Source organism: Ruegeria sp. BHSC043 (genome assembly GCF_059612985.1).
Window position 1 is genome coordinate 477,622 of record NZ_JBXWRS010000001.1, and the last position, 21,885, is coordinate 499,506.

Here is a 21,885-nt window from a genome sequence, read left to right on the forward strand (position 1 = left end):
CCTGGATCGGGGGCGGCGCAGCTGCCCCCGACCACACTTGATTTCGGACAAGGACCGTGGCCGTTTCCCCCGGTATTCCGGGTGCAAAACAGGCGGATATGACCATGGCCGGTTGGGGCGCTTTTGTTGCTGCACTTCTGATCTTTCTGCTCAGCCACGCCATTCCGGCGCGTCCGGCAGTGCGCGGGCGGCTGATCGGGTTGATGGGGCGCGGACCCTATTTCGCGGTCTATTCCGCGCTGTCGCTGGCGGTTCTGGCCTGGCTGATCGTGGCCGCGGCCAACGCGCCCTATGTCGAGGTCATCCCGCCGCTGGCGATCCTGCGCTGGGTGCCTCTGCTGGTGATGCCCGTCGTCTGCTGGCTGGCGGTGGCCGGGCTGGCGGCGACCAACCCGTTTTCCTTCGGCGGGCTGGGAGGTCGCCCGTTCAACCCCGAACTGTCCGGTCTCCTGCGGACCACCCGCCACCCGATCCTGTTGGCGATAGTGTTGTGGGCGCTGGCGCATCTGCTGGCCAATGGCAGCTTGGCACATGTGGTCCTGTTCGGCCTGTTCGCGGGTTTCGCCTGGATGGGCATGGTCCTGATCGACAGGCGCAAGGCGCGCGAGATGGGGGCCGATTGGCCGCACCTGTCGCGCAACACAGCACGCCTGTCGCTGCGGCTGCCGCGCCCCTGGCCGAGGCCCTGGGTCTGGTTGGTGGCAGGGCTGGCCTATGCCGCGCTGTTGCACCTGCACGCGCCGGTGATCGGAGTGTCTCCGCTGCCTTGATGCGGTGCTGGAAGGGGCGCCTCATGCGTGCTAATTGAAACAACAAGATGAAACCCAGAAAGGTCTGCCGATGCACCTGGCCTATGTCACCACTACCGATCGCGGCGCAACCGACCGCCTGCTGAGCGCGGTTGCTGAACGTCTGCTGGCCAAGGGCGCCCGTCTGGCCGGTGTGGTTCAGACCAACTCCGAATGCGCCGACAGCAGCAAATGCGACATGGACCTGCGCGTGCTGCCGGATGGCGAAACCATCCGTATCTCGCAGTCGTTGGGCAGCCAGTCGCGCGGGTGCCGGCTGGACCCGGCGGCGTTGGAGCAGGCGGTGGGCTATGTGACGGCGTCTTTGGCCAACCGTCCGCAATTGCTGATCGTCAACAAGTTCGGCAAACACGAGGCCGATGGCCGCGGGTTCCGCCCCGTCATCGCCGAGGCGCTGTCGCTTGACATCCCGGTTCTGGTCGGGGTCAACGGCCTGAACCGTGACAAGTTCGTGGAATTCACCGATGGTGCGGCGCAGGCGCTAGAACCCGATCTGGACGTCATCGAGGCCTGGTTCGACAGCGTCGCCAACCTGCGGCCTGCGGCCGAATAACAGTTTTCCCGACGTAACGTCCTGAAAACCGGTATTGTTCGGTTTGGCCCCGGCTGCAATCCTCTGCTCCGGATGGGAGGAGGATCAGCCATGTGGCAGAACTGGGCAGGCAACCAGGCCAGCCAAATACGGCCCAAGCGGCCGACCACGACCGAAGACCTTCAACAGTTGATCGCCTCGGCCGAAACCCTGCGTCCGGTCGGGGCAGGGCATTCCTTCACCCCGCTGGTTCCGGGCGCGCAGCATATCATTGACCTGACAGCCTTAAACCTGCCCCCCGTGACGCGGGTCGAAGGGGAGCGGGCTTGGGTCAACGCCAATGCCCGGCTGCGCGATCTGTCGCCGGCACTGGCCGAGCACGGCAGGGCCTTCCGCAATCTGGGTGATATCAATGTGCAGACCCTGGCCGGCGCGGCAGCCACGGCGACCCACGGCACCGGGCGCACCCTGCCGTGCCTGTCTGCCGAAATCACCGCGGCCCGGCTGATCGGCGCTGGCGGGCAGACCCTGACCACCGACGATATTCCGCTGAACATGGTGCAGGTTTCGCTGGGTCTGCTGGGCATCGTGACCGAGGCACAGATCAACGTCGTGCCGAAATACAATCTGCGCCGTCGGGTGCGTCTGTCCGGCCTGCAGGACACACTGGAGCGCATGCACCAGCATTGGGACGAGAACAGGAATTTCGAGTTCTTCTACATCCCCTTAACCGGCAAGACCGTTGAAATCCGGCACGATATCACCGACGCGCCCGAGACCCGCGCGCCGCGCGATCTGGACATGATCGCCGTCAAGGTTCTGAAGCTGGCGCGCAATGCGGGTCGGTTCAGCCCCGGCTCGCGGCGCGCCCTGCTACGTCTGCTGACGCTGGCCCAGTCCGACGAGGACTACGTCGGTGAAAGTTGGCGCGTTCTGTGCAGCGACCGGCACATCCGGTTCAAGGAAATGGAATACCACCTGCCGTCCGAAACCGCGGGGGACGTGCTGTCCGAACTGATCCGACGGTTGGAGTGCGACCATGGCAACGTCTATTTCCCGATCGAGGTGCGGCAGACCGCAGGCGACGACGCCTGCCTGTCACCGTTCCGGGGTGGCCCGCGGGTATCGGTCGCCATCCATACCGATGCGAAGGAAGGCCATCTGCGCTATTTCGAGGCGATGGAGCCGCTGTTCCTGCAGGCTGGCGGCCGCCCCCATTGGGGCAAGCTGCACAGCCTGACCTATTCCGATCTGTCGCGCCTCTATCCCGATTTCGATGCCTTCTGCACATTGCGTGAACGGCTGGATCCAAAGGGCAAGTTCCTGACGCCCGCACTGGCCCGGATGTTCCGCCCATGACCGCAGAGTATTTCGAACATCTCACCCAAGCGCTGCGCGATCATGGCGTCGACCGGCCGGTTGCCGTCGTCGATATGGACCGGGTCGAGGCGAATTGCGACGCTGCCCGCGCGGGGTTGGGCCACGGCTTGCAGGCCCGGCTTGTGGCCAAATCGCTGCCGTGCCTGCCTCTGCTGGACCATATTCGCGCCCGGATTTCCACAACGGGCCTGATGAGCTTTTCCGAATCCATGTTGTCGGCCCTCCTGGCCGCCGAGCCGGACACCGATCACCTGCTGGGCAAACCGCTGCCGGTCACCGCCGCCCGGCGGATTCTTGAGACGCATCCCGACGCCGCCCGGCGGGTGCAGTGGCTGATCGACACGCCACAGCGGCTGGACGCGTATCTGTCGCTGGCCGCTGACACGGACCAAACCCTGCGCCTGTCGCTCGAGATCGACGTGGGCCTGCACCGCGGTGGCTTGGCCGCCGATCAGGTCGCAGGCGTTGCGGCGCGGATCGCGGGTCATGCCCATGCCGCTCTGTCGGGGCTGATGGGGTACGAGGTGCATTTGGCCAAACTGCCTGCGTTGCTCCGACGCCACGCGCGGCGAGCCAGTGCGAAAGCCTATGAGCAGGCGGTCGCTGCGCTTGGGCAGGGGGCGCAGGGGCTGTGCCTGAACACCGGCGGCAGCCTGACCTTCCAAGATCCGGCCACGCGGAGCCTGGCGACCGAGGTCGCCTTTGGGTCGGTTTTGGTGAAACCTTCGGATTTCGACCACGCATCGACGCAGGCGTTTTCGCCCGCTCTGTTCCTGGCCACGCCGGTTCTCAAGGTGATGCCGCGCAACCCGGTGCCGGGGATCGACCTGCCCGGACTGCGCCGGACCAACCTCGCCATTTCCGGTGGGCACTATCTGGCCAGCCCCGTCTGGCCCGACGGGTTCGGCTATTCCGGCGTATTCGGGCGTTCAAGCAATCAAGAGGTCTGGGCGGGTCCCAAAACAACCAAGGCGCAGCCCGGCGATATCGCCTTGCTGCGCCCCAGTCAGAGTGAAGCGGTTTTGAACCAGTTCGGCACGGTTCTGGCCCTGCGGCAGGGGCAGGTTGAGGCCGAATGGGCCTGCCTGCCCAATTGACGGGTCAGATCGCCAGATATTCCTCCCGCAGCTGGGTGTTTTCCAGCACTTCGTCCGCGGTGCCGTCAAACACGATGCAGCCGGTGTCCAGAATGATTGCCCTGTCGGCCAGTTGCAGCGCGCGCACCGCGTTCTGTTCGACGATGATGGTTGTCATGCCCTGCTGCTTGATGTGGATCAGCGTCTTTTCGATCTCGTCCACGATCACCGGGGCCAAGCCCTCATAGGGTTCGTCCAGCAGCAGCACCTTGATGTCCCGGGCCAGCGCGCGGGCGATCGACAGCATCTGCTGTTCGCCGCCCGAAAGAGTCACACCCTCTTGCTTGCGCCGTTCGCCCAGACGCGGGAACAGCTCGTAGATCCGTTCCAGCGACCAGCCGATCGGGGGGGCGATCTGGGCCAGCTGCAAGTTCTCCTCGACCGTCAGGCCTGGGATGATCCGCCGATCTTCGGGCACAAGACCCAACCCGGCGGCGGCGGCCTCGTAGCTGGTCATGTTGTGAAGAGGCTTGTGGTCCAGCCAGATTTCGCCGTGGCGCACCTCGGGCTCGCCCACGCGCGCGATCGAGCGCAGAGTCGAAGTCTTGCCGGCCCCGTTGCGCCCCAGCAGGGCGAGGATCTCGCCCTCGTGGACGTTGAAGCTGACGCCTTGGACGATGTAGCTTTCGCCGTAGTACGAATGCATGTCCCACACCGACAGGAACGCGGGCGCGGTGCTGGCCATGTTGGCGTTTTTCGAAAAGTCAGGTTTCTCGTTCATAGCTTTTCCTCACGCCGCCTCGCCCAGATAGGCTTCTCGGACCTTGGGGTTTCCGCGGATGTTTTCGGGGGTGTCTTCGACCAGCGGCGTGCCCTGCGCCAGAACGGTGATCCGCTCGGCCAGGCTGAACACCACATGCATGTCGTGCTCGATGATCGCGATGGTGATGTCGCGCTCATCCTTGATTTGCTTCAGCAGGTCGATGGTGTTGTTGGTGTCGGCCCGTGCCATACCGGCTGTGGGCTCGTCCAGCAGCAGCAGGCGAGGCTTCTGGCTGAGACACATGCCGATCTCGAGTCGCCGCTTGTCACCGCGCGAGAGCGAGGCTGCATGCATGTGCCGTTTGTCGGCCATGTTCATCTCTTCCAGCATGACCTCTGCCTGTTCGACCACCTCTTTCTCGTTGGCGATGGTCTCGTAGGCGTGCATGCGGAATGCCCCGTCTCGCATCGCGAAGATGGGGATCAGCATGTTCTCCATTACGGTCAGTTCGCCAAAGATCTCGGGGGTCTGGAACACCCGGCTGATGCCCATCTGGTTGATCTGGTACGGCTCGCGCCCCAGCACAGACTGGTTGTCGAACAAGACCGAACCGGTATCCGGGATCAGCTTGCCCACCAGGCAGTTCAGCAGGGTGGACTTGCCCGCCCCGTTGGGGCCGATGATCGCATGGACCGAGTTCTCCTCGACGCTCAGGTTCACGTCCGTCAGGGCCTTGAGGCCGCCGAAGCGCTTGCTGACATCTTTTACTTTCAGAATTGCCATTGACGCGTTCCCTTATTCTGCCGGCTCGGTTTTGCCTTCGCGGGTGTCATCCCCGCCAACGCTTTTGCGGCGGATCCAGTTCAGCAACCGCTGACCGCCCTCGACCAGCCCGCCGGGCAGGTAGATCACCACCAGCATGAACAGGATGCCCAAGGTCAGATGCCAGCCCTTGCCGATGAACGGGTGGATGATGAACACCACCGCGTCCTCGAGCCCGTCGGGCAGGAAGGCGAACCAGCTGTGCAACACGTTGTCGTTGATCTTCGAGAAGATGTTCTCGAAATACTTGATGAAGCCAGCACCCAGAACCGGTCCGATCAGAGTACCGGTGCCGCCCAGGATGGTCATCAGAACGACCTCGCCCGAGGCGGTCCATTGCATCCGCTCGGCGCCGGCCAGCGGGTCCATCGCGGCCATCAGGCCACCGGCCAGGCCGGCATACATGCCCGAGATCACAAAGGCTGCCAGCGTGTAGGGCTTGGAGTTCAGCCCGGTATAGTTCATCCGCTGCTGGTTCGACTTCACCGCTCGCAGCATCATGCCGAAGGGCGAGCGGAAGATGCGGATCGCCAGGTAGAACACCACCATCATGATCACCGCGCACAGATAGTAGCCTGCGTTGAAGTCAAAGCTCCACGCGCCGACATCCATCGTGTAGGTCGCGCGCATCGGCAGGCCGAACAGATGCGGCAGATCGGGGGAATTGGCACCCTGCAGGATCTGCGGGTCATCGGCATAGACCTGCAGGCCGGTTTCCCCGTTGGTCAGGTTGAACTTGGGGTTCGACAGCACCGAATAGGCCAGCGCAAAGCTCATTTGCGCGAAGGCCAGCGTCAGGATCGAAAAGTAGATCCCCGACCGGCGCAGGCTGACATAGCCGATCAGAACCGAGAACAGCCCGGCGACCACGACGCTCAGCGCGATGGCTGGAATGACGTTGTAGCTGAGCAGCTTGAACATCCAAACGGCCGAGTAGGAACCCACACCCAGAAAGGCCGCGTGGCCGAAGGACAGGTATCCGGTCAGGCCGAACAGAATGTTGAACCCGATCGCAAAGATGCCGAAGATCACGAACCGCTGCATCAGGTCCGGATAGCCCGCGTTGAACTGCGCCATGGCGCTGTCGGTGGGGAAGGGGTTCAGGATGAAGGGGGCCAGCAGCGTCAGGATTGCGACGACGATCAGCAGGCTTGTGTCTTTCTTGTTCAGTCCCAGCATGGGTTATTCCTCCATCACGCCTTTTCGGCCCATCAATCCCCGCGGACGGGTCAGAAGAACGATGATCGCGACCAGGTAGATGATAATCTGGTTGATACCCGGGATCGTGGTGGTCGCCCAAGTGGTCGAGGCAAAGCTTTCAAGGATGCCCAGAAGGAACCCGGCCAGAACCGCTCCGGGTAGCGAGCCCATGCCGCCGACGACCACGACCACGAAGCTGAGCACCAGAAAGTCCATGCCCATGTGATAGTTGGGCGGGTTCAGCGGCCCGTACATCACGCCCGCGAGGCCAGCCACCGCGGCGGCGATGCCGAACATGATGGTGAACCGGCGGTCAATGTTGATGCCCAAGAGGCCCACGGTTTCTCGGTCGGCCATGCCGGCGCGCACCACCATGCCGAAGGTGGTGAACTGCAGGAAAGAGAACACGCCTCCGATGATCACGACCGCGAACAGGAAATAGACCAGTCGCCAGATCGGATAGATGATGGCATTCGGGTCAAAGCCAAGCGCCACGCCCAGATCGACGGACCCGCTCAGCGCGGCAGGCGGCGGGGTCTGGATCGGGTTGGCGCCGAAGAAATACTTGATGATTTCTTGCAGAACGATGGCCAGGCCGAAGGTCACAAGGATCTGATCTGCATGGGGACGCTTGTAGAAATGCTTGATCAGGCCGCGTTCCATCACGTAGCCGACCATCAGCATGATCGGGATCGCGAACAGGATGGCCAGTGGCACGGACCAGTCGATGATGGTCGCGCCCAGCTCGGGGCCGAACCAGCTTTCTACATAGGGGGTCTTCACCTTCAGCGGGTTGCCCAGAAAGTCGGTCTGGGTCTCATCGACCACCTCGTAGCTGAGGTTGAAGATCTTCTGAAGCGTGACGGCACAGAAGGCGCCGATCATGAACAAAGCCCCGTGGGCGAAGTTCACCACGCCGAGCGTGCCGAAGATCAGCGTCAGCCCCAGCGCAATCAGCGCATAGGCCGAGCCCTTGTCCAGCCCGTTCAGAATTTGCAGTAGGATTGCGTCCATTGTCCTTACCTTTGACTGGTCCCGGCAGCTCTTCCCGGTCATGAGACCGGGAAGAGCCGTGTTGCGGACTCAGAGATTTCCTTGTGGAAAATCTCGTGCCGGGGTTATGCGCCCGGGTTGCACTTGCCCAGTTCGCCGCCGGCGAACATCGGGTGGTCGGGTGCGTATTCCACCTGCGCGCGCGGCGTGATCTCGACGATCTCGAGCGTGTCATAGGCGTTGGTCGGGTTCATATTGCCACGTACGACCAGCACGTCCTTGAAGCACTGGTGGTCGTCGGCGCGGTACAGGGTCGGACCATTGCCCAGCCCGTCGAACTCAAAGCCTTCCAGGGCCTCGACGACGCCGCAGGGGTTGAAGGTGCCGGCGCGCTCGCACGCATCCGCGTACAGCAGAACCTGTGCATAGCAGGTCTGGGCCGAGTTCGACGGCGGTTTGCCGTATTTCTCGCCGAAGGACTTCACGAAGGCCTTGGTGCCCTCATCCTGCAGCTGCCAGTTCCAGTTCATCGAACCCAGCACGCCCTTGATGTTCTCGCCCGCACCGGCGGCCATCAGTTCCGAATACAGCGGAACGACGATCTTGAAGTCCTTGCCGTTCACGACCTTGTCGAGCAGGCCGAACTGGATCGCGTTGGTCAGCGAGTTGACCATGTTGCCGCCGTAGTGGTTCAAAACCAGCACGTCCGCGCCCGAGTTCAGAACCGGCGCGATGTAGGACGAGAAGTCGGTCGATGCCAGCGGGGTCTTGACGGTGTTGACCGTCTCCCAGCCCATCGCCTCGGTCGAGGCCACGATCGACTCTTCCTGGGTCCAGCCCCAGTTGTAGTCGGCGGTCAGGTGATAGGCCCGACGGTCGGAACCCATTTCCTTGGCCAGCACCGGCGCCAGCGCCGCGCCCGACATGTAGGCGTTGAAGAAGTGACGGAAGCCGTTCGCCTTCTTGTCCTTGCCGGTGGTGTCGTTGGCGTGGGTCAGGCCGGCCATGAAGATCACGCCCGCCTCTTGGCAGAGGCCCTGAACGGCCACGGCCACGCCCGAGGACGAGCCGCCGTTGATCATGATCGCGCCATCTTTTTCGATCATCGACTTGGCCGATGCGCGCGCCGCGTCCGACTTGGTCTGCGTATCGCCGGTGACGAACTCGACCTTCTTGCCCAGGATGCCGTTGCCTTTCAGCGCCTTCGACGTGAAGGTGTTCAGGCAGCCGCCGTCGCCTTCGCCGTTCAGATGCTCGACCGCCAGCTGCTGCGCCAGCAGTTCGTCATTGCCTTCTTCGGCATAGGGGCCGGTCTGCGGCACGTTGAAGCCCAGCGTGACCGATCCGCCCGTGGGTTCGTTGGTATAGGCCGCGGCCGACGAGGCGGTGAAGATCGTCGGCAGAGCCAGACCGGCGCTTGTGACGGCACCAGATTTCAGCACGCCGCGACGCGTGACAGATTTGTTTGACATGAATTCCTCCCATTCAGCGGGTTGCGCCCTCGGGCTCCTCTTCCGTCGGGTAAAACACAACCTCGCAAGCCGAGTATGGGGGGCAGAAGGAAAATTCCCCAACAAGTGGCTGGAAAGGAAATATTATTTTGTAAAAAAGTGAACTGTCCATCGAGGGGAGTTGTAAAGATCGGCAAGAGGATCCGGATTATCCCGCTGTTGCAAAGCGGTTTCCTCGAAAACTTTTGTGCCGTCCGGCGACAGAACCGTCGGTGCCTTCCTACAAGCTTGGCAGGCATTTTGCGGTGTGCAACCGCATGCTTTACCGCGGCGCGCATGTTTTCCCGGCCATTGACGCAGTGTCGGGCGGATTCGCGTCATCCAGACACGCGCCCCGGACACCATTTCCAACAAGATCGAGTGGAGATGGTGGGCGACCCTGGAATCGAACCAGGCGTGCGTCTCCGCGAGGGAGTTACAGTCCCCTGCCACACCTTGCGGCCTGTCGCCCACTGTCAGGCGTTGCACCTGACGTGGAGGCGTGATTACTAGCGCTCAAAAGCAGCGTCAACAGGAAAATTTCGCGTTGGCGCAGGAAACATCCTTCCCGGCCCGGAGGCCAGCAAAATGAAGAAACCGAAGTGGGTGATCGAGAAAGAACAGGCGCGCAAAGCGGCGGCGTCCGAAACAGTCTGGCTGTTCGGATTGCACGCCGTGCGCGATGCGCTGATGAACCCCAAGCGGCAGAAACTGCGCCTGATCGTGACCCGCAACGCGCAGGGCAAGCTGGCGGATGCGATCTCGGAGGCCGGGCTAAAGCCCGAGGTCGTCGATCCGCGCAAGTTCACGGCACCAATCGACCCGGGCTCGGTGCATCAGGGCGCGGCGCTTGAGGTCAAGCCGCTGGAATGGGGTGGGCTTGCCGAGAATTGCATCGGGCGCAAAAACCCTCGGGTGCTGCTGCTGGACCGCGTGACCGATCCGCACAATGTGGGCGCGATTCTGCGCTCGGCCGAGGTTCTGGGCGCCAGGGCGGTCATCGGCACGCGCCACCACTCGGCGCCGGAAACCGGTGCCCTGGCCAAGACCGCCAGCGGGGCGCTGGAGCGCCAACCTTACCTGCGGGTGCGCAACCTTGCCGACGCGATCGTCGAGTTGCAGAATATGGGGTTCCTGGTTCTGGGCTTGGATGGTGAGGCCGATCAGACCATCGAGGCGGCGCTGGACGGCCGGCGCGATCAGCCCGTGGCCCTCGTGCTGGGGGCCGAGGGGCCGGGGTTGCGGCAAAAGACCAAGGAAACCGTGGATGAACTTGTCAAAATCGATGCGGCGGGTGGTTTTGGTTCGCTGAACGTCTCAAATGCTGCGGCGATTGCCCTATATGCGTCTCAGCCGCACTGAAAGGAGACAGCCATTCCCGCCCCGTCCAAGATTGCCACATGCTGTTACTGCGGCACCCGCGCCGCACTGGTCCTGAAAGGCCGCGAGCGGCATGAGTTGAGCTGTTCCAGTTGCGGCGCCCCGCTGCATGAGCTCAAGATGCTGCCGCGCAAGAAAGCACCGGAACCCGAGCCGCGCAAGACGGACAGCGTGGCAGTGCGGCGCAACGTGCCGATCAAAAACAAGCGCCGAAAAAAGAAAAAAGGCCTGCTGTATCGTGTGCTCGACGAAGCCTGGGATGTTATCGAGGACGTTTTCGATTGAACGCAGCGTGACACGCGGCTTCACAACTGCGTCAAGGGGGTTTCGCGGCGCGAAAAAAGTTGCATCTTGAAGCGCCTATTGCCCTCAAACTGTGACTGCTATGCTGACTCGACGCTCTGTCCTTACCGGTCTTTCCCTAGCCTGCATGGCCCCGACCACGCTGTGGGCGCAAAAGCGACCGGTGTTCTTTGAAACTGCAAGCGGCGCGATGGCGGGCTTTGATACCGTGTCCTATTTCCGGGAAGGTCGCCCCGTACGGGGCAAGCCAGACATCGTGGTGATGTGGAAGGGAGCGGCGTGGCATTTTGTTTCTCAAGAGAATCGAGAGGCGTTCGAAAGCAATCCACGGGCCTTCGCTCCGCGGTTTGGCGGCTATTGCGCCTTCGCCATGGCACACGGTCAGCTTAGCAGCACGGACCCGACAGCCTGGAAAATTGTGGACGGGCGCCTGTACCTTACACATTCACCCGAGATCGAGAGGGTATGGGAGGCGAACATGGCGGAATACATCCGCAAGGCCGAAGTGAACTGGCCTGACATCTTGTATCGATGACTGGAGAACGTGCGCCGAGATCAAGCTGTCATCACAAAATTGCTCGCAGCCCCTTTTTTTTTCTTAACTCATGCCTAAATGTCACAGTGACCGCGGAATGGAACTGCCGCGGGTCATTTCACTGTCCCTCGTTCCAACAACTGGCGCTCAAGGTATCCTTGGGCGCTTTTTTCTTTTCCAAGTCACGGCTAGGCTGCAGCCATGACTGACTATTCCGATGACTTCCTCAGATCCGTCCTGAAACGCACCAAGGTGGTAGCGGTCGTTGGCGTGTCGATGAATCCGGTGCGGCCCAGCTATTACGTCGCGCGCTACTTGTCGCTCAAGGGGTACAGGGTGATTCCGGTCAATCCCGGCCATGCCGGAGCCGATCTTTTCGGTGAAACCGTTCGGGCTTCGTTGGCCGAAATCTCGGAACCTGTTGACATGGTGGACATTTTCCGCAGGTCCGAAGCCGTTCCCCCGATCGTGGACGAGGCATTGGCCACTTTTCCCGACTTGCGCACGATCTGGATGCAGATCGGTGTCGAAAACGCCGAGGCCGCCGCGGTGGCGCAGGCGCGCGGGGTTGATGTGGTGATGAACCGCTGCCCCAAGATCGAATATCAACGCTTGTTCGGAGAGCTGCGTATGGGCGGGTTCGCCACGGGGATCATCTCGTCCAAGCTCTAGCTGCTCAGTTGACTGCCGCCGGTCTCAGCCGGGCCACCTGCTCTTGCCGTCGTTTCTTCAGCACGATGTCGCGCGGGACCCATTCGTACCGCGAGTCCTTGCGCAAGGGCGCCCAGAAAAGAATCCCGCCATAGCGCCAGGGGTCCAGGACGACTCCATCATACATCGAAGTGCCGCGGCGGCTGATGATCGCCGTGCTGTGATCTATTCGGAACGGGTTGTCGGCATTGGCGATCGCGCGGTGGAGGGTCAGCGTGTGAAACTTCTCTTGGTTCAGGCGGCGTTCCATGTCCTCGGCCCAGTGCCAGCACAGCCCGCGCGGCCGCAGCCCCTTGTTGACCTTGGCATTGTGGATCAGCGGCGGATCGGTGATCTGGTATTCCTGCGCCAGCTGCGCGGTGTAGGCGTAGGCGATTCGAGCCGCGCGCTGGGCCTCTTCGGGGTCCACCTCGGGCCCCAGCGCCCGGATCTGGGCTGCCAGACGCGCGACATCGTCGCTGCGGGCGGGCGGCGCGGACGTGCATGCGCCAAGCCCCAGAATGGCCAGCATCGTCATTGTCCAGATCATGGGTTTGAACATGCCTGCGTCCCTTGTCGACCCTGCGCCCGACAGGCGCTTCGGTCAACCAGTATAGGGCGCGGACGCTATTGGTGAAAGCCGGGTGTCAGCCCCGGTCGCGTGCGGCCTTTTCGGCGATGCCGCTGGTGCCTTGCCGCCTGGCAAGCTCGGCCAGAACGTCCTCCAGCGCCACGTCGCGCGCGGCCAGCATGACCAGCAGGTGATACAGCACGTCGGCGGCCTCGGATGTCAGCCGGTCGCGGTCGCCCTTCACGGCTTCGATGATCGCCTCCACGGCTTCTTCGCCGAACTTCTCGGCGCATTTCTCTGCGCCTTTGGACAGCAGCTTGGCGGTCCAGCTTGATTCGGGGTCGGCGCCCTTGCGGGACGCGATCGTGGCGGCCAGATCATCCAGTATGCTCATGTCAGCCTCATGGGGATACCCGCAGCGGCCATGTGTTCCTTGGCCTCGCGGATCGTGTATTCGCCGAAATGGAAGATCGACGCCGCAAGCACCGCGCTGGCCCCACCTTCGGTCACGCCTTCGACCAAGTGGTCCAGATTACCCACGCCGCCCGAGGCGATCACTGGCACGTCGACCGCATCCGAGATGGCGCGCGTCAGCGGAATGTTGAACCCCGCCTTGGTGCCGTCGCGGTCCATCGAGGTCAGCAGAATTTCGCCAGCGCCCTTGGCGACGACGGTTTTGGCAAATTCGACGGCGTCGATGCCGGTAGGTTTGCGCCCGCCGTGGGTGAAGATCTCCCATTTGCCGGGGCTGACGGTTTTGGCGTCGATGGCGCAGACGATGCACTGGCTGCCGAACTGGTCGGCAGCGTCGGCGATTATGTCAGGGTTGGCCACGGCGGCCGAGTTGAAGCTGACCTTGTCGGCCCCGGCCAACAGCAACGCGCGTACGTCATCCTTGGTACGCACGCCGCCACCCACTGTCAGCGGTACGAAGCACTGCTCGGCCGTGCGCTGAACCACGTCGAACATGGTGCCGCGGTTTTCGTGGGTGGCGTGGATGTCAAGAAAGCAGATCTCGTCAGCGCCGGCGGCGTCATAGGCCTTGGCCGATTCCACCGGATCGCCCGCGTCGCGCAGGCCCACGAAGTTCACGCCTTTGACTACGCGGCCATCGGCGACATCCAGACAGGGAATGATGCGGGTTTTCAGCATGGGGTGGTTATAGCCCTGGGGATTCTGTCGGCGCAATTTGTTTTGGCGGGGCAGAGGGCTGTCGGCCCCCTCTTGGCCTGCGGCCAATTCACCCCCGAGGATATTTCGGGCCAGATGAAGCGGTCAGTCGCGCAATGCTGCCAGCGCTTGGCGCAGATCAAGCGCTCCGTCATAAAGCGCGCGACCTGAAATCGCGCCGTTCAAGTTTGCGCCGCAGTCGCGCAGCGCGATCAGGTCGTCCAGCGAACTGACCCCACCGCTGGCGATCACCGGGATCGAGACTGCCCGGGCCAGGTCGGCCGTGGCCTCGACATTGGGGCCTTGCATCGCGCCGTCGCGGTTGATGTCGGTGTAGATGATCGCCGCCACGCCCGCGTCTTCAAAGCTGCGCGCCAGGTCGGTCACCATCACGTCGGTTTCCTCGGCCCAGCCCTTGGTGGCGACGCGTCCGTTGCGTGCGTCGATGCCGACGGCGACCTGGCCGGGAAAGGCCTTGGCCGCCTGACGGACCAGATCGGGGTTTTCCACCGCAACCGTGCCCAAAATCACCCGGGCCAGCCCTTTGTCCAGCCAGGTCTCGATCGTGGCCATGTCGCGGATGCCGCCGCCCAGCTGGGCCGGTACCTCGCAGGACTTCAGGATCGCCTCGACCGGGGCGGCGTTCACGGGTTCCCCGGCGAAAGCGCCATTCAGGTCCACCAGATGCAGCCATTCGCAGCCGGCTTCGACAAACGCGCGGGCCTGGGCGGCGGGGTCTTCGTTGAAGACTGTGGCCTTGTCCATCTCGCCGCGCAGAAGGCGCACGGCCTGGCCGTCTTTCAGGTCGATTGCGGGGTAGAGGATCATGTCGGGCGGCCTTCTCGTGACTGGTACTGGCGCGGGATATGGCACAGGCGGGGCAGGGGATGCAACGCGACGCAAAGTCAATCTTGCCGGAACGGGTGCCGGCGGTCAGACTGCCTGCAAAACAGGGAGGACACCATGAACAAACTTGCTCTGGCCGCTGCTGCGGCGCTGGTCACCATGGCCACTGGCGCACGTGCCGATGACCCGGTCGACGGGCTTTGGAAAACCCAGCCGGGGGATACCGGCGGATATCTGCACGTTTCGATCAGCCCTTGCGGCAGCGCCGTTTGCGGCATCATCGACAGCGCGTTTGACAAGGACGGAAACCAGCAGCTGGATTATGAGAACCTGGGCAAGAACATCATCTGGGACATGGTCGCGGATGGCGGAGGCAGCTACAGCGGCGGCAAGATCTGGGCACCGGACCGGGACAAGACCTACAACTCCAAGATGTCGCTGGACGGTCAGAACAAGCTGACGGTCAAGGGTTGCGTTGCGGGCGGCCTGATCTGTCGCGGCCAGGCCTGGACCCGCGTGCAGTAACCGGTCAGGGGGCCCAAGTCAGGAAGTTTCCGATCATCCTCAGGCCCACATCCTGGCTTTTTTCAGGGTGAAACTGCATCCCGATCATCGTGTCGCGGCCGATTACGGCCGTGACCGGCCCGCCATAGTCCACATGGGCCAGACGCTGCGCCGGATTGGCGACGCGGAAATGGTAGGAGTGGACGAAATAGACGTGATCGCCTGAGTTGACGCCGTTGAACACCGGGTGCTCGCTCTCGATCACCAGATCGTTCCACCCCATATGCGGAACCTTAAGCGTTCGGTCCGTGGGCTCGATCCGCACCACATCTCCGGTCACCCAATTCAGGCCTGGCGTGTCGGTATATTCGCGGCCCGTGGTCGCCATCAGCTGCATGCCGACGCAGATACCTAGGAATGGGCGGCCTTTCTGCTCGACCGCTTCGACCATCGCATCGTGGATGCCCTTGTGCCCGCGCAGCTCGGCCGCGCAGGCGGGAAAGGCGCCGTCGCCGGGCAGCACCAGCCGATCGGCGCGCGCCACCACATCGGCGTCCGAAGTCACGACGACCTCGCCCGCGTCCAGCTCGCGCGCCATGCGTTGAAACGCCTTTTCCGCCGAGTGCAGGTTGCCGCTTTCGTAGTCGATGATCGCGGTCAGCATCTAGAGCGCGCCCTTGGTGGATGGAATCGCATCCCCCTTGCGCGGATCGGTCTCGACCGCTTGGCGCAGGGCGCGGGCGACGGCCTTGAACGCCGCCTCGGCGATGTGGTGACTGTTGAGGCCGTGCAACTGGTCGATATGGAGGGTGATGCCGCCATGGGTGGCCAGCGCCTGAAAGAACTCGCGCACCAACTCGGTGTCGAAACTGCCGATCTTGGGTGTCGGCAGGTCCACGTTCCAAACCAGAAACGGTCGGCCCGACAGGTCCAGCGCGCAGCGCACCTGCGCGTCATCCATCGGCAGGTGGCACTCGCCATACCGCCGGATGCCTTTCTTGTCCCCCAGCGCCTGCGTCAGCGCCTGACCCAGCGCGATGCCGGTGTCTTCGACGGTGTGGTGGTCGTCGATGTGATAGTCGCCCTTGGCCCGGATCGTCATGTCGATCAGGGAATGCCGCGCCAACTGGTCCAGCATGTGATCGAAGAACCCCACGCCGGTCTGGTTGTCATAGGTGCCGGTGCCGTCGAGGTTGACCTCGACCGAAATCGCGGTCTCGGCGGTCTTGCGTCTGATCGAAGCTGTGCGCATTGGCGAAATCCTCTTGCTACAGGGGCGCTTATAGACGGGGACGGGCGGGGGATTCCAGTCAGATCGTTTCGGTCGCGGCCAACTGTTGCAAGGGATTGCACCCGGCTGCCCGGCGTGCCAGCTTGCGCGCAAGGAAACAAACAAGGTCATTGCAAATGTCCACCTGCGTCTTCATCCAGATCCGCTGCAAACCCGGCACCACCTACAAGGTCGCCGAAGAAATCGCGCTGCGCGAGATTCATTCGGAGCTGTATTCGACCAGCGGAGAATGGGACTTGCTGCTCAAGCTCTACATCCCCAAGGACCAGGACGTGGGGCATTTCATCAACGAACGGCTGCTGGACATTCCCAACATCGAACGGTCGCTGACCACGATGACGTTCAAGGCGTTCTGACAACGCACACCGATCCGGCCGATATGCGGCTGGGTCGGACCCGACTTCGTGTTCGGAAAAAGCTGACATCTGGAGCGGGCGATGAGATTCGAACTCACGACCCTTACCTTGGCAAGGTAATGCTCTACCCCTGAGCTACGCCCGCAAACAGATATCTTGTATGACCTTTCGGTCCTCGTTGGAGCGGGCGATGAGATTCGAACTCACGACCCTTACCTTGGCAAGGTAATGCTCTACCCCTGAGCTACGCCCGCGCCGTCGAGTGAGGCGTGAACTATAAATTCTGGCGGAAAGCTGCAAGAGGAAAAACGCACGAAAACCGAAAAAATTTTCCGACGGAACAGCGCCGCGCGGCCGTTCAAAACCTGAAACACCCGGCTGAGACGATAGTGGAGGCGAAATGAGGGGCAGGGTCGAGAATTTGAAGCTTGTGGCCTTGGCAGGCGCAATCCTGCTGGCGTTGATGGCCGGTCAGCCGGACAAACACCGCCAAGAGCACAGGGAGTCAATGGTTGTGATGCAAGTCCGGACACTGGCGTCCAACGGCTGACAGGGTTTCGTCGTCAGACTTTTGCCACTTTCTAAATTTAGTGTATTCGTTAATCTCTATTTGTCCGCAATCCGTGTCGTGATGCGTTCGTCCCGGATAGCTCGGAAGGAGTTAGTGATGCATAAGATTTCTTCAATTTCGCGGGTCGTGGCGACATCGATATTGCTGGCCGGGGCGGTCGGCTTCGTTGCGGTTGTGGCCACGCCTGACATTGCGATTGCCAAGAACGGAAATGGCAACGGCAACGGTGGGGGCAAAGGCGGCGGCAACGATGGCGGCAACGGCAAAGGAGCCGACAAGGCCGGCGACCGCGGAAGCGCCAAGAGCGGCAATTCCGGGCGCAGCAACGCCAGCAAAGGCAAATCGGGTCAGGGCAAAGGTTTCTTGTCCGGATTGGGGCTGTCCAAGCCCAAAACCGAGCGCAAGTCAGCCAAATCGAATAACCGCAGCACCGGGCAGAACGGGTTCGTGGCGAAACTGGACAACCTGTTCAAAGGGAAAAAGAAGGCCGAGATACCGGTCCGGAAGGCAAGAGCCGCGCCCGTGACTACGGTGGTGGAAGAACCCTATGTCAAACCCAGCAAACACGGCAAGATCGCGTCCGAACTCAAGGGATTGAATGCTGCTCATGCCAGCCAGACGGCTTTGATGAACGCGGCCCCGAACAGCATGCCGGGCAAGCTTTACAGCTATCAGCAGAGTATACTTGGTTTCTCTGGCGCGGCCGAGGATCTTGAACAGCGCGAACGGGAATTGGCCGACCTGCAAGGCTTGACCGACTCCGAGATCGAAGACCAGTTCGCGCCGACCGAGGAAGAAGCCGCCGAAGGCATCACCGCGCAGGAAAAGTATGAAGCCGCCGTGGCCGAGGCCGAACAGGCCGTGACCGAGGCCGAAGACGCGCTGGCCGAGGCTGATGATCCGCGAGAGGCGCTGGACACGCTGACCGGCGGCCGCGACCTGTCGGATCCGGCGTTGCATGAACTGCACGACCTGTTGGGCCTGCCAGCGCCGATCGAGCAGGACGACGAGGTTTCGATCGACGACACGCCGGACCAGTTGCCGCAACAGCCCGTCGCGGAAACCAGCGACGGCTGAACGGGTAGAAACGAAAAAAAGGCGCGCCGTGGGGCGCGCCTTTTTTGTGGCGATACTGGTCACTCCAGTTCGATCAGCAGGTCCTTGGCGTCGATCTGGCCGCCGGGCTGGACATGCACCGCCTTCACGGTGGCGTCGCGCTCGGCATGGATGCCGGTTTCCATTTTCATCGCCTCGATGGTCAGCAGAAGGTCGCCTTCCTTGACTTCCTGGCCTGCGGTCACGGCCACGGTCGACACCACGCCCGGCATTGGTGCGCCGACATGGTTGGCGTTGCCCGGCTCGGCCTTGGGCCGCTGAATGGTCGAGGCCTGGACCATCCGGTTGGGCACCCGGATCACGCGGGGCTGACCGTTCAGTTCGAAGAACACCTTCACCTCACCCTTTTCGTCGGTCTCGCTGATCGCCTGGCACCGGATTTCCAGCGTCTTGCCGGGGTCGATCTCGGCCGAGATCTCCTCGCCCGGCTCCATGCCGTAGAAGAATGTCTTGGTCGGCAGGGTGCGCACCGGGCCATAGATCCGGTGACGGCCCATGTAGTCCAGGAACACCTTGGGATACATGAGGTATCCGTTCAGGTCCTCGTCATCGACCTCCTTGCCCTCCAGCAGTTTCGATAGCTCGGCGCGGGTGGCCTCCAGATCGATCGGCGGCAGGTGTTTGCCGGGGCGCTCGGTATTGGGTTTTTCAACCTTCAACACCTTCTTGACGATCTTCTCCGGGAAGCCGCCCGGTGGCTGGCCCAGGTTCCCGCGCATCATGTCGATGACCGAGTCGGGGAAGGCGACATCGACATCGGGGTCTTCGACCTGCTCACGGGTCAGGCCCTGGCTGACCATCATAAGCGCCATATCGCCCACCACTTTCGAGGACGGCGTCACCTTGACGATGTCGCCGAACATCTGGTTCACGTCCGCATACATCTGCGCCACCTCGTGCCAGCGTTCCTCCAGCCCCATCGACCGCGCCTGCGCCTTGAGGTTGGTGAACTGGCCGCCTGGCATCTCGTGCAGATAGACCTCGGAGGCGGGGGCCTGCAGCCCGGATTCGAAGGCCGCGTATTGGCCGCGCACCGCCTCGAAATAATCGCTGATCTCGCGGATCGCCTTGATGTCCAGCCCGGTGTCGCGGTCGGTGTGGCGCAGGGCCTCGACCACAGTGCCCAGCGTCGCCTGGCTGGTATTGCCCGAGAAGCTGTCCATTGCGCAGTCCACCACGTCCACGCCCGCCTCGCTGGCCGCCAGGATGGTGGCGCTGGCGATGCCGGCGGTGTCGTGGGTGTGGAAATGGATCGGCAGGCCGACCTCTTCTTTCAGTGCGCGGATCAGAACCCGCGCGGCGGCGGGTTTCAAGAGACCGGCCATGTCTTTAAGGCCCAGAACATGGGCACCGGCATCGCGCAGTTCCTTGGCCATGCCGACATAGTATTTCAGGTCATACTTGGCGCGGTTCGGATCAAGGATATCGCCGGTATAGCAGACGGTGCCTTCGCAGATCTTGCCGTTCTCGATCACCGCGTCCATCGCCACGCGCATGTTCTCGACCCAGTTCAGAGAGTCGAACACGCGGAACACGTCGATATTCTTGGCGGCCTGGCGCACAAATTCCTGCACCACGTTGTCGGGATAATTGGTATAGCCCACCCCATTGGCGCCGCGCAGCAGCATCTGGGTCATCAGGTTGGGCATGGCCTCGCGCAGGTCGCGCAGGCGCTGCCACGGGCATTCCTGCAAAAAGCGATAAGCCACGTCGAACGTTGCCCCACCCCAGCATTCGACAGAGAACAGCTGCGGCAGGTTCGCAGCATAGCTGGGTGCCACGCGGATCATGTCGATCGAGCGCATGCGGGTGGCCAGAAGCGACTGGTGCCCGTCGCGCATGGTGGTGTCGGTGATCAGCAACTGGCGCTGGGCCTTCATCCAGTCGGCCACGGCCTGCGGGCCTTTCTGTTCCAGCAGGTTGCGTGTGCCCATCAGCGGTTCGGCCTTGGGCGCGGGGGGCTTCGGTTCTTTCAGGTCGGCACGCGGGCGCGGGCGATCCTTGGTCTCGGGATGCCCGTTGACCGTGATGTCGGCGATATAGGTCAGAACCTTGGTGCCCCGGTCGCGGCGCTTCTTGAACTGGAACAGCTCGGGCGTCTCGTCGATGAACTTGGTGGTGTATTCGTTCGACAGGAAGGTCGGGTGCTTCAGCAGGTTCTCGACAAAGGCGATGTTGGTTGAAACGCCGCGCACGCGGAACTCGCGCAGGGCGCGGTCCATGCGGGCGATCGCCTTTTCCGGCGTGGGCGCCCAGGCGGTGACCTTGGTTAGCAGCGAGTCGTAATACCGCGTGATCACCCCGCCGGCATAGGCCGTGCCGCCATCCAGCCGGATGCCCATGCCCGTGGCCGAGCGATAGGCCGTGATGCGCCCATAATCGGGTATGAAGTTGTTGAGCGGATCCTCGGTGGTCACACGGGTCTGCAGCGCGTGGCCGTTGAGGCGGATCTCGTCCTGGCTGGCCTTGCCGGTGGCCTCGGCCAAGGTCTTGCCCTCGGCGATCAGGATCTGCGCCTGCACGATGTCGATGCCGGTGACCTCTTCGGTCACGGTGTGTTCGACCTGGACGCGGGGGTTCACCTCGATGAAGTAGAACTTGCCGGTCTCCATATCCATCAGGAATTCGACCGTACCGGCGCATTCATAGTTCACATGCGCGCAGATGCGGCGGCCCAGGTCGCACAGTTCGACGCGTTGTTCTTCGGTCAAATACGGGGCAGGGGCGCGTTCCACGACCTTCTGGTTGCGGCGCTGGACCGAGCAGTCGCGTTCATACAGGTGATAGATCTGCCCGTGCTTGTCGCCCAGGATCTGCACCTCGACATGGCGGGCGCGGGTGATCATCTTTTCCAGATAGCCCTCACCATTGCCGAACGCGGCCTCGGCCTCGCGGCGGCCTTCCAGAACCTTCTCTTCCAACTCGTCTTCGGAATAGATCGGGCGCATCCCGCGGCCGCCGCCGCCCCACGACGCCTTGAGCATCAGCGGATAGCCGATCTCGGCCGCTTCCTTGCGGATCGCGTCCATGTCGTCGCCCAGAACCTCGGTGGCCGGGATCACCGGCACGCCGGCGGCAATCGCTACCTTGCGGGCGCTGGCCTTGTCGCCCAGGGCGCGCATGGTTTCAGCTTTGGGGCCAATGAAGGTGATGCCGTTTTGCACGCAGGCATCCACGAAATCGGGGTTTTCCGACAGCAGGCCATAGCCCGGGTGGATGGCGTCAGCGCCGCTTTCCTTGGCGACGCGGATGATCTCGTCGATCGACAGATAGGCCGCGACCGGGCCCAGACCCTCGCCGATGCGATACGCCTCGTCCGCCTTGAACCGGTGCAGGCCCAGCTTGTCCTCCTCGGCATAGACGGCAACGGTGCGTTTGCCCATCTCGTTCGCGGCGCGCATTACGCGAATGGCAATCTCACCCCTGTTGGCGATCAGGATTTTCTTGAAGTCAGTCATGGCAAGTCCCGGTCTTTTGCATTTGGCCG

General features: G+C 62.6%; 23 protein-coding genes and 3 tRNA genes. 11 read left to right on the forward strand and 15 right to left on the reverse strand.

The window, feature by feature from the left end; genetic code table 11:
- Nucleotides 1–56: 56 nt before the first annotated feature.
- The 4 genes from AC2FMM_RS02355 (at nucleotide 57) to AC2FMM_RS02370 (ending at nucleotide 3,818) form a co-directional block, all read left to right on the forward strand.
- Entirely contained in the window at nucleotides 57–770 is a 714-nt protein-coding gene (locus tag AC2FMM_RS02355) for an NnrU family protein (protein WP_496795692.1), read from the forward strand.
- A gap of 70 nt (nucleotides 771–840) precedes the next feature.
- The gene (locus AC2FMM_RS02360; protein WP_496678947.1) at nucleotides 841–1,362 is read left to right on the forward strand and encodes a DUF2478 domain-containing protein; all 522 of its coding nucleotides are present in this window, start codon (nucleotides 841–843) and stop codon (nucleotides 1,360–1,362) included.
- 90 nt (nucleotides 1,363–1,452) lie between these two features.
- Nucleotides 1,453–2,700 carry a D-arabinono-1,4-lactone oxidase gene (locus AC2FMM_RS02365; RefSeq protein WP_496795693.1) on the forward strand — a complete coding sequence of 416 codons (1,248 nt, stop codon included), beginning with the start codon at nucleotides 1,453–1,455 and terminating at the stop codon, nucleotides 2,698–2,700.
- Nucleotides 2,697–3,818, forward strand: coding sequence for an alanine racemase (locus AC2FMM_RS02370; RefSeq protein ID WP_496795694.1), 1,122 nt, complete (start codon nucleotides 2,697–2,699; stop codon nucleotides 3,816–3,818). The genes AC2FMM_RS02365 and AC2FMM_RS02370 overlap by 4 nt, the downstream gene beginning before the upstream one ends.
- Nucleotides 3,819–3,822: 4 nt before the next feature.
- On the opposite strand, the gene AC2FMM_RS02375 is transcribed toward AC2FMM_RS02370, so the two are convergent.
- The 6 genes from AC2FMM_RS02375 to AC2FMM_RS02400 form a co-directional block, all read right to left on the reverse strand.
- Nucleotides 3,823–4,578: an ABC transporter ATP-binding protein gene (locus AC2FMM_RS02375; RefSeq protein ID WP_093964811.1), complete on the reverse strand. Its 756-nt coding sequence runs from the start codon at nucleotides 4,576–4,578 to the stop codon at nucleotides 3,823–3,825.
- A 9-nt stretch (nucleotides 4,579–4,587) separates the two neighbouring features.
- The gene (locus AC2FMM_RS02380; RefSeq protein WP_496685956.1) at nucleotides 4,588–5,343 is read right to left on the reverse strand and encodes an ABC transporter ATP-binding protein; all 756 of its coding nucleotides are present in this window, start codon (nucleotides 5,341–5,343) and stop codon (nucleotides 4,588–4,590) included.
- Between the two features lie 12 nt (nucleotides 5,344–5,355).
- Nucleotides 5,356–6,561 carry a branched-chain amino acid ABC transporter permease gene (locus AC2FMM_RS02385; RefSeq protein ID WP_170340852.1) on the reverse strand — a complete coding sequence of 402 codons (1,206 nt, stop codon included), beginning with the start codon at nucleotides 6,559–6,561 and terminating at the stop codon, nucleotides 5,356–5,358.
- Nucleotides 6,562–6,564: 3 nt separating this feature from the next.
- A complete protein-coding gene (locus AC2FMM_RS02390; protein WP_170340251.1) occupies nucleotides 6,565–7,596 on the reverse strand; it encodes a branched-chain amino acid ABC transporter permease in 1,032 nt (343 codons plus the stop codon).
- Between the two features lie 104 nt (nucleotides 7,597–7,700).
- Nucleotides 7,701–9,047, reverse strand: a complete 1,347-nt coding sequence (locus tag AC2FMM_RS02395) for a substrate-binding protein (RefSeq protein WP_496678792.1) — start codon at nucleotides 9,045–9,047, stop codon at nucleotides 7,701–7,703.
- A 406-nt stretch (nucleotides 9,048–9,453) separates the two neighbouring features.
- Nucleotides 9,454–9,537: transfer RNA gene (locus AC2FMM_RS02400), tRNA-Tyr, on the reverse strand.
- Between the two features lie 116 nt (nucleotides 9,538–9,653).
- Between AC2FMM_RS02400 and rlmB the strand changes: the two genes are divergently transcribed.
- The 4 genes from rlmB to AC2FMM_RS02420 all read left to right on the forward strand — a co-directional run bounded on the left by rlmB (nucleotide 9,654) and on the right by AC2FMM_RS02420 (nucleotide 11,955).
- Nucleotides 9,654–10,427: a 23S rRNA (guanosine(2251)-2'-O)-methyltransferase RlmB gene (gene rlmB / locus AC2FMM_RS02405; RefSeq protein ID WP_496795695.1), complete on the forward strand. Its 774-nt coding sequence runs from the start codon at nucleotides 9,654–9,656 to the stop codon at nucleotides 10,425–10,427.
- A gap of 12 nt (nucleotides 10,428–10,439) precedes the next feature.
- Nucleotides 10,440–10,730, forward strand: coding sequence for a hypothetical protein (locus AC2FMM_RS02410; RefSeq protein ID WP_496678949.1), 291 nt, complete (start codon nucleotides 10,440–10,442; stop codon nucleotides 10,728–10,730).
- Between the two features lie 145 nt (nucleotides 10,731–10,875).
- A complete protein-coding gene (locus AC2FMM_RS02415; RefSeq protein ID WP_496795696.1) occupies nucleotides 10,876–11,283 on the forward strand; it encodes a YHS domain-containing (seleno)protein in 408 nt (135 codons plus the stop codon).
- Nucleotides 11,284–11,484: 201 nt separating this feature from the next.
- Nucleotides 11,485–11,955 carry a CoA-binding protein gene (locus AC2FMM_RS02420; RefSeq protein ID WP_496795697.1) on the forward strand — a complete coding sequence of 157 codons (471 nt, stop codon included), beginning with the start codon at nucleotides 11,485–11,487 and terminating at the stop codon, nucleotides 11,953–11,955.
- A 4-nt stretch (nucleotides 11,956–11,959) separates the two neighbouring features.
- Here AC2FMM_RS02420 and AC2FMM_RS02425 read toward each other — a convergent pair whose 3' ends face one another.
- From AC2FMM_RS02425 to hisA, 4 genes are all read right to left on the reverse strand, one after another.
- On the reverse strand, nucleotides 11,960–12,535 hold the full coding sequence (locus AC2FMM_RS02425) for a hypothetical protein (protein ID WP_496795698.1): 576 nt from the start codon (nucleotides 12,533–12,535) through the stop codon (nucleotides 11,960–11,962).
- Nucleotides 12,536–12,620: 85 nt separating this feature from the next.
- On the reverse strand, nucleotides 12,621–12,938 hold the full coding sequence (locus tag AC2FMM_RS02430) for a phosphoribosyl-ATP diphosphatase (RefSeq protein ID WP_496795699.1): 318 nt from the start codon (nucleotides 12,936–12,938) through the stop codon (nucleotides 12,621–12,623).
- Complete coding sequence (gene hisF / locus AC2FMM_RS02435; RefSeq protein WP_496795700.1) at nucleotides 12,935–13,696, reverse strand: imidazole glycerol phosphate synthase subunit HisF; 762 nt, start codon at nucleotides 13,694–13,696, stop codon at nucleotides 12,935–12,937. Before hisF ends, AC2FMM_RS02430 begins: the two co-directional genes overlap by 4 nt.
- 123 nt (nucleotides 13,697–13,819) lie before the next feature.
- Nucleotides 13,820–14,542, reverse strand: coding sequence for a 1-(5-phosphoribosyl)-5-[(5-phosphoribosylamino)methylideneamino]imidazole-4-carboxamide isomerase (hisA, locus tag AC2FMM_RS02440; protein ID WP_496678804.1), 723 nt, complete (start codon nucleotides 14,540–14,542; stop codon nucleotides 13,820–13,822).
- Between the two features lie 135 nt (nucleotides 14,543–14,677).
- On the opposite strand from hisA, the gene AC2FMM_RS02445 reads away from it, so the two are divergent.
- Complete coding sequence (locus AC2FMM_RS02445; RefSeq protein ID WP_496678805.1) at nucleotides 14,678–15,085, forward strand: DUF2147 domain-containing protein; 408 nt, start codon at nucleotides 14,678–14,680, stop codon at nucleotides 15,083–15,085.
- A 4-nt stretch (nucleotides 15,086–15,089) separates the two neighbouring features.
- On the opposite strand, the gene hisH is transcribed toward AC2FMM_RS02445, so the two are convergent.
- Together hisH and hisB are read right to left on the reverse strand one after the other, a co-directional pair.
- Nucleotides 15,090–15,728: an imidazole glycerol phosphate synthase subunit HisH gene (gene hisH, locus AC2FMM_RS02450; RefSeq protein ID WP_496795701.1), complete on the reverse strand. Its 639-nt coding sequence runs from the start codon at nucleotides 15,726–15,728 to the stop codon at nucleotides 15,090–15,092.
- Complete coding sequence (hisB, locus tag AC2FMM_RS02455; RefSeq protein WP_496795702.1) at nucleotides 15,729–16,316, reverse strand: imidazoleglycerol-phosphate dehydratase HisB; 588 nt, start codon at nucleotides 16,314–16,316, stop codon at nucleotides 15,729–15,731. It abuts the gene before it with no gap.
- Between the two features lie 155 nt (nucleotides 16,317–16,471).
- Between hisB and AC2FMM_RS02460 the strand changes: the two genes are divergently transcribed.
- Nucleotides 16,472–16,711, forward strand: a complete 240-nt coding sequence (locus AC2FMM_RS02460; protein WP_149774720.1) for an Lrp/AsnC ligand binding domain-containing protein — start codon at nucleotides 16,472–16,474, stop codon at nucleotides 16,709–16,711.
- A 70-nt stretch (nucleotides 16,712–16,781) separates the two neighbouring features.
- Here the strand turns inward: AC2FMM_RS02460 and AC2FMM_RS02465 are convergent.
- Together AC2FMM_RS02465 and AC2FMM_RS02470 are read right to left on the reverse strand one after the other, a co-directional pair.
- Nucleotides 16,782–16,856 (reverse strand) — tRNA-Gly (locus AC2FMM_RS02465).
- 34 nt (nucleotides 16,857–16,890) lie between these two features.
- Nucleotides 16,891–16,965 (reverse strand) — tRNA-Gly (locus AC2FMM_RS02470).
- Between the two features lie 413 nt (nucleotides 16,966–17,378).
- Between AC2FMM_RS02470 and AC2FMM_RS02475 the strand changes: the two genes are divergently transcribed.
- Nucleotides 17,379–18,359, forward strand: a complete 981-nt coding sequence (locus AC2FMM_RS02475) for a hypothetical protein (protein ID WP_496795703.1) — start codon at nucleotides 17,379–17,381, stop codon at nucleotides 18,357–18,359.
- Between the two features lie 59 nt (nucleotides 18,360–18,418).
- Here AC2FMM_RS02475 and AC2FMM_RS02480 read toward each other — a convergent pair whose 3' ends face one another.
- A complete protein-coding gene (locus AC2FMM_RS02480; RefSeq protein WP_496711504.1) occupies nucleotides 18,419–21,856 on the reverse strand; it encodes a pyruvate carboxylase in 3,438 nt (1,145 codons plus the stop codon).
- Nucleotides 21,857–21,885: the final 29 nt, after the last annotated feature.